The 12,794-nt window shown below is 74.3% G+C and carries 12 protein-coding genes; 7 read left to right on the forward strand and 5 right to left on the reverse strand.

Annotated elements, in window-relative coordinates; translation table 11 throughout:
• Positions 1-11: 11 nt before the first annotated feature.
• Positions 12-1,124: a cation diffusion facilitator family transporter gene (locus OHU34_RS35625; RefSeq protein ID WP_405770164.1), complete on the reverse strand. Its 1,113-nt coding sequence runs from the start codon at positions 1,122-1,124 to the stop codon at positions 12-14.
• A 61-nt stretch (positions 1,125-1,185) separates the two neighbouring features.
• On the opposite strand from OHU34_RS35625, the gene OHU34_RS35630 reads away from it, so the two are divergent.
• Positions 1,186-1,545 (forward strand): metalloregulator ArsR/SmtB family transcription factor, encoded by a 360-nt coding sequence (locus OHU34_RS35630; RefSeq protein ID WP_200840040.1) that lies wholly within the window; start codon positions 1,186-1,188, stop codon positions 1,543-1,545.
• Position 1,546: 1 nt separating this feature from the next.
• Here the strand turns inward: OHU34_RS35630 and OHU34_RS35635 are convergent, their stop codons facing one another.
• The gene (locus OHU34_RS35635; RefSeq protein WP_405770165.1) at positions 1,547-2,755 is read right to left on the reverse strand and encodes a 4-hydroxybenzoate 3-monooxygenase; all 1,209 of its coding nucleotides are present in this window, start codon (positions 2,753-2,755) and stop codon (positions 1,547-1,549) included.
• Positions 2,756-2,805: 50 nt separating this feature from the next.
• Complete coding sequence (locus OHU34_RS35640) at positions 2,806-3,213, reverse strand: CoA-binding protein (protein WP_142269217.1); 408 nt, start codon at positions 3,211-3,213, stop codon at positions 2,806-2,808.
• A 112-nt stretch (positions 3,214-3,325) separates the two neighbouring features.
• Here OHU34_RS35640 and OHU34_RS35645 point away from each other — a divergent pair, with 112 nt between their 5' ends.
• Both OHU34_RS35645 and OHU34_RS35650 read left to right on the forward strand, forming a co-directional pair.
• Entirely contained in the window at positions 3,326-4,078 is a 753-nt protein-coding gene (locus tag OHU34_RS35645) for a hypothetical protein (RefSeq protein WP_405770167.1), read from the forward strand.
• Positions 4,075-4,626 (forward strand): SixA phosphatase family protein, encoded by a 552-nt coding sequence (locus OHU34_RS35650; RefSeq protein WP_405770168.1) that lies wholly within the window; start codon positions 4,075-4,077, stop codon positions 4,624-4,626. The genes OHU34_RS35645 and OHU34_RS35650 overlap by 4 nt, the downstream gene beginning before the upstream one ends.
• Here the strand turns inward: OHU34_RS35650 and OHU34_RS35655 are convergent.
• Positions 4,623-6,590, reverse strand: coding sequence for an amino acid transporter (locus OHU34_RS35655; protein ID WP_405770170.1), 1,968 nt, complete (start codon positions 6,588-6,590; stop codon positions 4,623-4,625). The genes OHU34_RS35650 and OHU34_RS35655 overlap by 4 nt on opposite strands.
• 121 nt (positions 6,591-6,711) lie before the next feature.
• On the opposite strand from OHU34_RS35655, the gene OHU34_RS35660 reads away from it, so the two are divergent.
• The 3 genes from OHU34_RS35660 (at position 6,712) to OHU34_RS35670 (ending at position 11,697) form a co-directional block, all read left to right on the forward strand.
• Positions 6,712-7,338, forward strand: a complete 627-nt coding sequence (locus tag OHU34_RS35660; protein ID WP_142269213.1) for a YigZ family protein — start codon at positions 6,712-6,714, stop codon at positions 7,336-7,338.
• A gap of 175 nt (positions 7,339-7,513) precedes the next feature.
• Positions 7,514-8,677, forward strand: a complete 1,164-nt coding sequence (locus tag OHU34_RS35665) for an exonuclease SbcCD subunit D (protein ID WP_142269212.1) — start codon at positions 7,514-7,516, stop codon at positions 8,675-8,677.
• Positions 8,674-11,697 (forward strand): AAA family ATPase, encoded by a 3,024-nt coding sequence (locus OHU34_RS35670; RefSeq protein WP_405770172.1) that lies wholly within the window; start codon positions 8,674-8,676, stop codon positions 11,695-11,697. Before OHU34_RS35665 ends, OHU34_RS35670 begins: the two co-directional genes overlap by 4 nt.
• On the opposite strand, the gene OHU34_RS35675 is transcribed toward OHU34_RS35670, so the two are convergent.
• On the reverse strand, positions 11,658-12,104 hold the full coding sequence (locus OHU34_RS35675; protein WP_142269210.1) for an Lrp/AsnC family transcriptional regulator: 447 nt from the start codon (positions 12,102-12,104) through the stop codon (positions 11,658-11,660). The genes OHU34_RS35670 and OHU34_RS35675 overlap by 40 nt on opposite strands.
• 139 nt (positions 12,105-12,243) lie before the next feature.
• Here OHU34_RS35675 and OHU34_RS35680 point away from each other — a divergent pair, with 139 nt between their 5' ends.
• On the forward strand, positions 12,244-12,759 hold the full coding sequence (locus OHU34_RS35680; protein WP_405770173.1) for a rhodanese-like domain-containing protein: 516 nt from the start codon (positions 12,244-12,246) through the stop codon (positions 12,757-12,759).
• Positions 12,760-12,794 lie beyond the last annotated feature (35 nt).

Here is a 12,794-nt window from a genome sequence, read left to right on the forward strand (position 1 = left end):
CGGCAGGGGTCTCAGGCCGCCGTGTGATGGGCGAGGGCCAGATGCGGGTCGTCCTCGCCCGGCACCGGCGCCGGATCCGCGTGGACCAGCGCGGCCGTCAGGCGCGGCACGGCGTGCAGCAGGGCGTGTTCGGCCGCCACGGCGATCCCGTGCGCCTCGCGTACCGTCGCCTCGCCGTCCACGACGACCGCCACCTCGGCCCGCAGCCGGTGCCCGATCCAGCGCAGCCGCAACTCGCCGACCGCGCGCACCCCTTCGACCTCCCGCAGCGCGTGCTCGGCCCGGTCGACCAGCACCGGGTCGACGGCGTCCATCACCCGGCGGAACACCTCGCGTGCCGCGTCACGCAGCACCAGCGCGATCGCCGCCGTGATCGCCAATCCCACGACCGGGTCCGCGAGTTGCCACCCCAGCGCCGAGCCGCCCGCGCCCAGCAGCACCGCCAGCGAGGTGAACCCGTCCGTGCGGGCGTGCAGCCCGTCCGCGACCAGCGCGGCCGAGCCGATCGAACGGCCGACCCGGATGCGGTAGCGCGCGACCCACTCGTTGCCCGCGAAGCCGGCCAGCGCGGCCACGGCGACCGCGCCGACCTGCTCGACGGGGCGCGGGTTCATCAGCCGCTCGACCGCGGTCCATCCCGCGAAGGCCGCCGATGCGGCGATCGTCAGCACGATGGCGATGCCCGCCAGGTCCTCCGCCCGCCCGTAGCCGTAGGTGAAGCGGCGGGTGGCCGCCCGCCGGCCCAGCACGAAGGCGATGCCCAGCGGTACGGCCGTCAGCGCGTCCGCCGTGTTGTGCACCGTGTCGCCGAGCAGCGCCACCGACCCGGACAGCGCGACCACGACCGCCTGTGCGACGGCCGTCACGCCCAGTACGGCCAGCGAGACCCACAGCGCGCGCATGCCCCGGGCCGAGGACTCCAGTGCCGGGTCGAGTTTGTCTGCGCTCTCGTGCGAGTGCGGGGTGAGGAGGTGAGCGACGCGGTGGCGCAGTCCCGGAGAGGGGGAGGGGGACGGGGAGGAGGAGGGGGCGGAGTGGTGGTGCGGGTGCTCGTGGGCGTGGTCGTGATGGTGCTGCCCGCGGTCGTGCCGGTGTCCGTGCTCGTGGTCGTGCCGCTCGCTCACGTCGATCCCTTCCGGTGCGCCGAGGTGGACGCGTGGCCGTCCACACCGCCATTATGTGCGTATGAGCGCACGCATGCACCTATCACCTGCACACCATGCGCATCCGCGCACACCCGGCGAGGAGCAGTTCGCCCTCGCCGCCGAGCTTCTCGCCCTGCTCGGCGACCGCACCCGGCTGGCCCTGCTGCACGCGCTGTCCGCCGGCGAGGCCGATGTGACGACCCTGACGGAAGGAGTCGGAGCGGCCCGGCCTGCGGTCAGCCAGCACCTGGCGCGGCTGCGGCTGGCCGGGCTGGTGAACACCCGCAAGGAGGGCCGCCGGGTGGTCTACTCGCTCTCCGACGGCCATCTGCGCCGCCTGGTGGACGAGGCGCTGAACGTGGCGGACCACCGGCTCGGGGACGAGCCGCCGCACGACTGACTCAGTAGTGCTCGGCCGTTCCCAGGTACTGCTCCGCGAAGGCGGCCGCGGCGGCGGGAGACGTGAACAGGCGACGCAGCCGGGCGAACGTCGTGCCCGCGCGGAACGGGTCGCCCGACGCGGTCCCGTGATAGACCTCGGACAGCCACTGCGAGAACTCCTGGTAGTCCCACACCCGGCGCAGACACGCCTGCGAGTAGTCGTCCAGTCCGTCGCCGTCGCCGCCGTCGAGATAGGCGACCAGTGCGTCGCCCAGCAGGAACGCGTCGTGCAGGGCGAGGTTCATGCCCTTCGCGGCGATGGGCGCGACGAGGTGGGCCGAGTCCCCGGCCAGGAAGAGCCGCCCGTACGTCATCGGTTCGACCACGTAGTCGTGCATGTCCAGCACGCGCTTCTCGATCAGCCGCCCCTCGGTGAGCGGCGGGGCCCCCGCGCCCTCGAGGCGCTGGTGCAGCTCGGACCAGACGCGGTCGTGGGACCAGTTCTCCGGGTCGTCGCCGGGCGGGCACTGGAGGTAGTACCGGGTCACGTCGGGACTGCGGGCCATGTGCCCGGCGAACCCGTTCGGATGGACACCGAACAGGACGCAGTCGGAGGACGGCGGCGCCTCGGCGAGCAGTGCCAGCCAGCCTATGCCGTAGTCGTGCCGCGCGATCCGGGCGTGCTCCGGCCTCGGCGCGGCCCGGCTGACCCCGCGCGCCCCATCGGCGCCGACCACGAAGTCGCAGGTCAGCACCTGCCGTTCTGCGGTGTCGGGACAGATGTACGACACCGAGGGACGGCTCGTGTCGAGGCCGTGCAGCTCCACGTCGCGCACCGAGAAGCGGGCGTCGCCGCCGCGTACGTCGACGTACTCGTGGACGAGGTCCGTCACCAGCAACGGCTGTGGATACACCCAGTGGTGATGGCCCGTCAGTTCGGTGTAGGGGAAGCGGTAGCGCTCGCCGCCGAAGCGGAACTCGCACGCGGAGTGCTGCTGGGCCCGCGCCAGCAGGTTCCGGGCCAGGCCCCGTTGCCGCAGTCCGTGGACGGCCCGCTCCTCCAGGACTCCGGCGCGCGGCCGCCGTTCGATGAACTCACGGCTCTCCGTCTCCAGTACGACGCAGTCGACGGACGCGGCCCGCAGGATGTTGCCGACGGTGAGACCTGCGGGGCCCGCGCCCACGACGACGACGGGAGTGTGGTGGGGGGAAGGGGAGTTGGTGGTCACCCGCACATTATGGGCGGGCCCTCCGACGCGGCCCGGAGAACACCGGCCGGTCAGCCCAGCCGGGGAATCTCGATGGCCGGGCAGCGGTCCATGACCATCTCCAGGCCCGCGGCCCGGGTCCGGTCGTAGGCCGCCTCGTCGACGACGCCGAGCTGGAACCACACCGCCTTGGCGCCCTTGGCGACCGCCTCGTCCGCCACGGCACCCGCGAGTTCGGCGTTGACGAAGACGTCGACGACGTCCACCTCGAAGGGGATGTCCGCGAGGGAGGCGTACCCCTGCTCCCCGTGCACCGTCTCCGCCTTCGGGTGGACGGGCACGACCCGCTTGCCGAAGCGCCGGAGCACCTCGGCGACCCCGTAGGCCGCCCGCCCGCGGTTCGTCGACAGGCCCACCACGGCCCAGGTGTCGCCGAGTCCGGTGAGGATCCTGCGGATCGTTGCCTCGTCGCCGTGCACCGGCGGCCTCCTTGAGATCGGAAAGGAACGCTCCTGGCCTACAACAGCTCGCGCCGCACCCTGATTCCGGCCCCTGCCTGCGAAATCGCGCCCGCCCGCCTAGGCTCGCCTCGTGCTGAGCCTCATCGACGCCCGAACCGGCGAGCCCGTCGTCGCCGCCCCCGTCCGCCGTGGTCTGACCCGGGTGGAGGCGCATGCCTCGGGGTACGGGGCCGGATCGCTCCGGATCCTCCTCGTCGCCGATCTGCTCGTCCGCGCGCTGGAACTCGGCGGCACGCCCGTGTGGGCGCTGCTGTCCGGCGAACGAGATCAGGCGGAACTCCGGGCGGGCGCCACCGCCCTCGGCATGCACCCCTTCGAGGGCGGCCGCGACCTCGGCGCGGGTGCCGGGGTGGGCGAGGCGCAGAGCCTGCACGTGGTGGAGGAGGGCGGCCGGCTCCCCGACGGGGTGTGTGTCGCCGTCGCGCCGGCGGAGGGCGCGCTGCCCGGGGGGCCGCGCCGGGCCCCCGGGGAGACGGACCCCGACTTCGCCGTCCTGAGGCTGGCCCTTCTCTCCCGGCCCCGCACCCAGCCCGTGCGGCTCGACGCGGACGTGCTGGACGAGGCCCGGGACACCCTCGCAGGCTGGCGGCGAGCCGTCGCCGAGTGGGCGCGGCGGCCCTCACGGCCGGTTCCCGACGCGGTGCGCGGACGGCTGCGTACCGCCTGGGAGGACGACCTGGACCTGCCCGAGGTGCTGCGGGTACTGCGGTCGGTGGAGGCCGCCGGGCCCGAGCTGCCGGCCGGCGCCCGCTTCGAGAGCTACGCCTACGCCGACCGTCTCCTCGGCCTCGAACTCACCCGCGACCTCGGAGCCCCGGCGTGACCGGGCCCGGAGGGGGGACACCCGCGCGCCGGCTGGTGGTGCTGCGGCACGCCAAGTCGGCCTGGCCGGAGGGTGTCCCCGACCACGAGCGGCCGCTCGCCCCGCGCGGCCGTCGCGACGCGCCGGCCGCGGGCCGGGCGCTCGCCGAAGCCGCCTGCGTCCCGGACCTCGCCCTGTGCTCCACCGCCGCCCGCGCCCGCGGGACCTGGGAACTGGCCGCCGCCGAGTGGGACACCCCGCCCCCGGTGCGCCTCGACCCGCGGCTCTACGGGGCCGACGTCCGCGAGCTCCTGGAGGTCGTCCACGAGACGCCCGCCGAGATCGGGACACTGCTGCTGGTCGGGCACAACCCCGGCCTGGAGGAACTGGTCCTCGACCTGGCCGGGGACGGTCCGGCGGGCGCGCTCGAGGAGGTGCGGCTGAAGTTCCCCACGTCGGCGATCGCCGTCCTGGCCTGGTACGGGACCGACTGGCGGTCCCTGGCGCCGGGCACGGCCCTGCTGACGTCGACGACCGTCCCGAGAGGCCGCAAGCCGCAGGAGGGCTAGCCGACGTGCACGCGCGGCCGCCGCCCCGGATCGGGCTCCGCGCGGCGCAGCACCTCGCGGGTGACCGGGGCGACCTCGCCGTCGCCGAAGACGAGGAACCGGATCAGATGGCCGACCGGGTTGCCCTCGGTCCAGCTGAAGTACGCGTGCGGCACCTCACCGGTGCGGTCCCGCAGCGCCAGCAGGACCGCGGCGATGGCATTGGGCACCGTGGGACCGGAGACGCGCAGCCGGCGGACCCCGTGCTTCTCGTCGCCGCGCACGGTGACGTCCGCCGTGAAGTCGGAGGAGTCCCGCACGAACACCTCCAGGAAGAGCACCGGACCCCCGCCGGGGATCGGGGTGTGCTCGCGTTGCTCCCCCTCCTTGGAGCGGTACGCGCGCGTGCTGTGTTCGCGCGGCTCGTTGGCGATGAGCTGGAGGGGTCCGTGCCGCGCGGCCCCGTCGACGAACCGGGCCGCCACCTCGTCGAAGGTGACCTCGGCGGCGCGCAGTTCGAAGGCGCGGCGCACCCGTGAGGCGAACGACGTGACCAGGATGGCGAAGATGAAGATCGCCGCGATCCTGATGCCGTCCGGTCGCTCGATGACGTTCGCGACGAGCGTGTAGGCGAAGACGGCCGTGATCGTGCCGAAGCCGAGCGCGGCCCGGCGGCGGCCCCGCCGGTGCACGGCCACGGTCGACGCGAACGCCGCCGACAGCATCAGCACCAGCACACCGGTCGCGTAGGCGCCGCTCTGGTCGTCGACGTTCGCGTTGAACCACAGGGTGATGCAGACGGCGGCCGCCATGAACACCAGAACCAGGGGGCGCACCGCGCGCGCCCATTCGGGCGCCATGCCGTAGCGGGGCAGATAGCGCGGGACGAGGTTCAGCAGACCGGCCAGCGCGGAGGCGCCCGCGAACCACAGGATCGCGATGGTGGAGACGTCGTAGACCGTGCCGAAGGCCTCGCCCAGATGTTCGTGCGCGAGGTAGGCCAGCGCCCGGCCGTTCGCCGGGCCGCCGCTCTCGAAGTCGTCCTGCGGGATGAGGATCGTCGTCGCCAGGCTGGACAGCAGCAGGAAGACGCTCATGATCAGCGCGGCCGTGGTGAGCAGCTTGCGGGTGTCCCGCACCCGCCCCCTCGGCTCCTCCCAGGTGTCCGTCGGATCACCCTTGACCTGAGGCATCACCGCCACCCCGGTCTCGAAGCCCGACATGCCGAGCGCCAGCTTCGGGAAGACCAGCAGGGCCACGCCGACCATGGCCCACGGCGAGGAGTGCTCGGCGGTCATGGCGTCGGTCCAGTCGCCGATCCGCACGGGGTGCGTGAGGATCTCCCAGGCGGAGACGCCGAGCACCACGAGGTTCAGCGCGAGATAGGACGCCACCATCGGCACCGCGATGCCGATGGCCTCCCGGAATCCCTTGAGGAACACCGCGCCCAGCGCGCCGACCAGCAGCAGGGTGATCCACTCGTTGCCGTCGCTCATCCAGTGCGGAGCGAAGGGGTTCTCCACGACGTGCGCGGCGGCGTCCGCGGACGACAGGGTGATCGTGATCATGAAGTCGGTGGCCGCGAACCCCAGCAGCACCAGCACCAGGATCTTCCCCGACCACCAGGGCAGCAGCCGCTCCAGCATGGCGATCGAGCCCTCCCCGTGCGGGCTCTCGTGCGCCACCCGGCGGTACACCGGCAGCGCGCCGAGCAGCGTCAGCGCGATCAGCACGAGCGTCGCGAGCGGGGACAGCAGACCGGCCGCGAGGGCGGCGATCCCCGGCTGGTAGCCGAGGGTGGAGAAGTAGTCGACACCGGTCAGGCACATCACCCGCCACCAGCGGTGGCCCTTCTCCTGAGCCTGCGGGGCGGCGTGCGGGCCCGGATGACGGGCGGTCTGCTCGCTGAGCCCCTCCAGGAGCCACGCCCGCCACCGGGAGGACGCCGGACCCGCGCCGCTCCCCTTCAGCCGGGTGCCGGTCATGCTGCGCGCTCCCCGCGATCGGTCGGGCCACGTTCCACGGTCACCACCCTCGGTCGTCCCGCACATCGTCGCCCGACCCTCCGGCGACGGCGACCCAGCGCTCACCGCTTAGGCTGGCCGGATGCAGGACGAGTACCGCACGGTCGCCCACGCGGGCGTGCACGAGACCGAGGTCAACCGCTCCCGCTTCCTGTGCGCCCTCGCCCCCGCGGCCACCGAGCAGGAGGCCCAGGCCTTCCTCGCGTCCGTCCGCAAGGAGCACGCCGACGCCACCCACAACTGCTGGGCGTACGTCATCGGCGCCGACGCCTCGGTCCAGAAGGCGAGCGACGACGGTGAACCCGGCGGCACGGCGGGCGTCCCGATGCTCCAGATGCTGCTGCGCCGCGACATGCGGTACGTCGTCGCCGTCGTCACCCGTTACTACGGCGGGGTCAAGCTCGGCGCGGGCGGCCTCATCCGGGCCTACGGCGGCGCGGTCGGCGAGGCCCTCGACACCCTCGGCACCCTCACCCGCCGTCGTTTCCGGCTGGCCACGGTGACCGTGGACCACCAGCGCGCCGGCAAGGTCCAGAACGACCTGCACTCGACGGGCCGCGCGGTACGCGACGTCCGCTACGGCGAGGAGGTCACCATCGAGATCGGCCTGCCGGACGCCGACGTGGACGCCTTCCGCGCCTGGCTCGCGGACGCGACGGCGGGGACGGCGGGGTTCGAGCTGGGCGGGGAGGCGTACGGGGACGCGTGAGGCGTCGGCGCACGGCGCGCGGTGCATGACGCGGCGCCCGACCCGGCGACTCGTGACGCGTTGAGCGAACGCCTGGGTGAAATGTCCGTAACAGCCCTTTGTGTCGGTCGGTGTGACGGTGCGATACGGGAGCAACCGCCCGTGATGTCAGACCCGGCCGTTAGTCTCGGGGATCATGAGGCTCCTGCACACTTCCGACTGGCATCTCGGCCGGGCGTTCCACCGGGTGAACATGCTCGGTGCCCAGGCCGAGTTCATCGGTCACCTCGTCGCGACCGTGCGTGAGCGCGAGGTCGACGCGGTGGTCGTGTCGGGAGACGTGTACGACCGGGCGGTGCCCCCGCTCGCCGCGGTCGAACTGTTCGACGACGCGCTGCACCGGCTCGCCGCCCTCGGGGTGCCCACGGTGATGATCTCCGGGAACCACGACTCGGCCCGTCGGCTCGGGGTCGGAGCCGGGCTGATCGGGCGGGCCGGTATCCATCTGCGCACCGACCCCGCCGCCGCCGGGACGCCCGTGGTGCTCGCCGACGCCCATGGGGACGTGGCGTTCTACGGCTTGCCCTATCTCGAACCCTCCCTGGTGAAGGACGAGTTCGGCGTGGAGAAGGCCGGCCACGAGACCGTGCTGGCCGCCGCGATGGACCGGGTCCGCGCCGACCTCGGCGCACGCGCGCGCGGGACGCGTTCCGTCGTCCTCGCCCATGCCTTCGTCACCGGCGGCGAGCCCAGCGACAGCGAACGCGACATCACCGTCGGCGGGGTCGCCTCGGTGCCCGCCGGGGTCTTCGACGGCGTCGACTACACCGCGCTGGGGCACCTGCACGGCTGCCAGACCATCACCGAGCGCGTGCGCTACTCCGGCTCCCCGCTGCCGTACTCCTTCTCGGAGAGCGCGCACCGCAAGACCATGTGGCTCGTCGACCTCGGACCCGACGGGGAGATCGACGCCGAGCGGATCGACTGCCCGGTGCCGCGCGCGCTGGCGAGGATCCGCGGCCCCCTGGAGGAACTGCTCGCCGACCCCGCCCTCACGCGCCACGAGGAGGCGTGGGTCGAGGCGACCCTCACCGACGCCGCCCGCCCGGCCGACCCCATGGCCCGGCTCACCCAGCGCTTCCCGCACACGCTCAGCCTCGTCTTCGCCCCCGAGCGTGCGCCCGGCGACCCCGACGTGTCGTACGCCCGGCGCCTCGCCGACCGCAGCGACCAGGAGATCGCCGAGGACTTCGTGGCCCATGTGCGCGGGGCCGGCCCCGACGCGCGTGAGCAGGGCGTGCTGCGGGACGCCTTCGACGCGGTCCGCGCGGACGACTCGGTGCGGGAGGTGGCGCGGTGAGGCTGCACCGGCTCGACCTGACGGCCTTCGGCCCCTTCGGCGGCCCTCAGAGCGTCGACTTCGACGAACTCTCCGCCGCCGGGATCTTCCTGCTGCACGGGCCGACGGGCGCCGGGAAGACCTCCGTCCTGGACGCCGTCTGCTACGCGCTGTACGGCTCCGTACCCGGCGCCCGGCAGAGCGGCCAGGGCCTGACCCTGCGCAGCGACCACGCGGCGCCCGGCACCCGCACCGAGGTCACCCTCGAACTCACCGTCGCGGGACGCCGCCTGGAGGTCACCCGGCAGCCGCCCTGGGAGCGGCCCAAGAAGCGCGGCACGGGCACGACGGTCGAGAAGGCGCAGAGCTGGCTGCGCGAGTACGACACGGTCGCCGGCGCCTGGAAGGACCTCAGCCGCTCCCACCAGGAGATCGGCGAGGAGATCACCCAGCTGCTCGGTATGAGCCGCGAGCAGTTCTGCCAGGTCGTGCTGCTGCCCCAGGGAGACTTCGCCCGCTTCCTGCGGGCCGACGCCGAGGCGCGCGGTCGGCTCCTCGGCCGCCTCTTCGACACCCGGCGGTTCGCCGAGGTCGAGAAGCGGCTCGTCGAGCGCCGCCGCACCACCGAGGCACGCGTGCGTGAGGGCGACTCCGCCCTGCTCGCCGACGCCCACCGGATGCAGCAGGTCGCCGGGGACGCCATGGAGCTGCCCGAGCTCGCCCCGGGAGACCCGGGGCTGGCCGAGGAGGTGCTGGCCGCGGCCGCCGTCGCTCGCAGCACCTCCCGTGAGCTGCTGACGACCGCCCACTGCGGCCGCCTCGCCGCCGAGTCCGCGCAGGCCGCCGCCGAGCGCGCCCTGGCGGACGTACGCGAACGGGCCCGGCTCCAGCGGCGGTTCGCCGACGCGCGCGCGCGGGCCGCCGTGCTTCAGGAGCGGGCGGGCGACCATCGGGACGCGCAGGCGCGGATGGAGCGGGCGCGCAAGGCGGAGTCGGTGGCGCCGGCGCTGGAGCTGCGCGAGGCCGCCGACGCCGAGCACACCGGCGCCTCCGCGCGCGCGGCACGCGCGCGGGGCCTGCTCCCGCGGCGGTTCGCGGACGCCGGCGCCGCCGGGCTCGCCGCGGCGGCCCGCCGGGCCGCCGAGGAACTGGGCGGGCTGGAGTCGGCCCGTCGGGGCGAGCGACGGCTGGCCGGTCTCGTCGCCGAGCGGACCGACCTGGACCGGCGGGAGCGCGACGACGAGGACGTCCTGACCGAGACCGAGGCCTGGCTCGCGGACTGGGAGGCCGTCCGCGCGGGTCTCCGGGCCCGCATCGAGGCCGCACAGGAGGCCGCCGCCCGCGCCGAACAGCTCGACGGCCGGCGCGAGCCCATGCAGCGGCGCCTGAAGGCGGCCCGGCTGCGCGACGAGCTGGCCCGCGACCTGGAGGCCGCCCAGCGCAAGGCCCTCGCCTCCGGCGAGCAGGCCCAGACGGCCCGCGCGCACTGGCTCGACCTCAAGGAACAGCGCCTGAACGGCATCGCCGCCGAACTGGCCGCCACTCTCGCCGACGGGACACCCTGCGCCGTCTGCGGTGCCACCGAGCACCCCGCGCCCGCCCGCAAGGTCGCGGGGCACGTCGACCGGGAGACCGAGGAGCGGGCGCTCACCGCCTCCCGGCACGCGGAGGAACGGCACGCCCAGGACGAACGCGAGCTCGGCCTCGTACGAGAGGCGCTCGCCGCCGCGACCGCCGAGGCGGGCGACACCCCGACGGACCGGCTCGCCGCCGAGGCCCGGGAGGGGGAGGAGAACTACGCGCGGGCGCGCCGGGAGGCCTCCGCGCTGCATCCCGCGCGGGAGGAGCTGCGCCAGGCCGAGCAGGAGCACGAGCGCCGTACGGCGGCGCAGCGCGAGGCCGCGGTGCGGACCGCGTCCCGGGTCGGCCACCGGGAGCGCCTGGAGCGCGAACGGGCCACCCTGGAGGAGGAGTTGACGCAGGCCCGGGGTGCCGCGGAGAGCGTCGCCGCGCGGGCCGCGGAACTGGAGGGGCTGGCGGCACGGCTCACCGAAGCGGCCGACTCCGCCCGCGTCGCCGAGGGGAGCGCCGAGCGTCTCAAGGCAGCTGACGGGCGTCTCGACGAAGCCGCGTTCCGGGCCGGCTTCGACACCCCGCGGGCCGCCGCCGACGCCCTCCTCGACGACACCGCCCACCGTGAGCTGCAGCGGCGGCTGGACGCCCGGCAGAGCGAGGAGGCCGCCGTACGGGCCGTCCTCGCCGAACCCGACACCGTGGCGGCGGCCCAGCAGCCGCCCGCCGACCTCGCGGCCGCGGAACAGTCGGCGGCCGCCGCGGCCGAGCGGCTGCGCACAGCCGCTTCCGCCCAGGACGCCGCCGCCCGCCGCTGTGCCGAGCTCGACCAGCTCTCCGCGCGCGCGAGCGACGGCGTGCGCCGGCTCGGGCCGCTGCGCGAGGAGTACGACCGGGTGGCCCGGCTGGCCGGTCTCACCGCCGGCACCTCCGCCGACAACGAGCGCAAGATGCGCCTGGAGGCGTACGTCCTGGCCGCCCGTCTGGAGCAGGTGGCCGCCGCCGCGACCGTCCGTCTCCAGCGCATGTCCTCGGGGCGCTACACCCTGGTGCACTCCGACGACCGGGCCGGGCGCGGCCGCAGCGGGCTCGGCCTGCACGTCGTCGACGCCTGGACCGGGCGCGAGCGGGACACGGCCACGCTGTCGGGCGGCGAGACCTTCTTCGCCTCGCTCGCCCTCGCCCTCGGCCTCGCCGACGTCGTGACCGACGAGGCGGGCGGGGTCCGCCTCGACACCCTCTTCATCGACGAGGGGTTCGGCAGCCTCGACGACCAGACCCTCGACGAGGTCCTCGACGTCCTCGACTCGCTGCGCGAACGCGACCGCAGCGTCGGCATCGTCAGCCATGTCGCCGACCTGCGGCGGCGGATCCACGCCCAGCTGGAGGTCGTCAAGGGGAGATCGGGGTCACTGGTGCGGCAGCGGGGCTACCGGCCCAGTGGGCGCCTGGGGAGCGGCGACGAATAGACGACGCTGGTCGTCACCGACCCCAGCGCGCCGATCTTGCCCGACACCTCTTCGAGGTGCCGCATCGAACGGGCGGTGACCTTGATCACGAAGCAGTCGTCGCCCGTCACATGGTGTGCCTCGAGGATCTCGGGCGTGACGGCCACCAGGTCGTGGAAGGGCTTGTAATTGCCGTTGGGGTAGCGCAGCCGCACGAAGGCCAGGATCGGCAGCCCCAGCCGCTCGGGGTCCACCACGGCCGCGTACCCCTGGATCACACCCGCCTCCTCCAGCCGCCGCACCCGCTCGGTGACGGCGCTCGACGACATCGCCACGGCACGTGCCAGGTCGGCGAAACTGGCCCGGCCCTCGCGCTGGAGGACCTCGAGAATGCGCCAGTCGGTGGCGTCCGGGGAATACGCGGTCATGGGCGAGAGATAGCAGGGAAATCCCCGGCAGGGCAAGGTTCAGGCCGGGGAATGCCTCTTCAGGAAGGGGGATCACCGGTCGTAGATTTCTGGTCATCGAAAGCAGTGACCAGCCGGAACCCCACGGGAGGGCCCCGCGATGACCCCCATGACCCCGCTCACCGCCATGACCGGCACGGTCGCCGCGACCACGGTCAACCCCGTCCTGCGCGTCGCCCCCGCGGCCCCGGCCGAGGCCGCCGCCCACTTCCGGGCGAGCCTCGCCTTCCACGCCGACGTCTCCGACGTGGCGGCGGCCCTCGCCGCCGGTGGTGACCCCGGCTTCGTCGTCCTGGACTCCCGCTCCACCGAGTCCTGGGACCAGGGCCACATCCCGGGCGCCGTCCACCTGCCCACCGCGCTCATCGCCGAGCAGGCCGCCCGGCTCCTCGACCCGGACGTGCCGGTCGTCACGTACTGCTGGGGGCCCGGCTGCAACGGGGCCACCCGTGCCGCCCTCGCGCTCGCCGAACTCGGCTACCGGGTCAAGGAGATGCTCGGCGGCTTCGAGTACTGGGCGCGGGAAGGCTTCGCGTACGACACCTGGGAGGGCGGCGAGCGGCGCGCCGCCGATCCGCTCACGGCGCCCGTCGACGCGGAGAACTGCGGCTGCTGACCGCCCGTTCGGGGCCGGCACGGCGACAGTCCGCC

The sequence above is a fragment of the Streptomyces sp. NBC_00080 genome (assembly GCF_045041255.1).
Classification (GTDB): Bacteria; Actinomycetota; Actinomycetes; order Streptomycetales; family Streptomycetaceae; genus Streptomyces; species Streptomyces coriariae.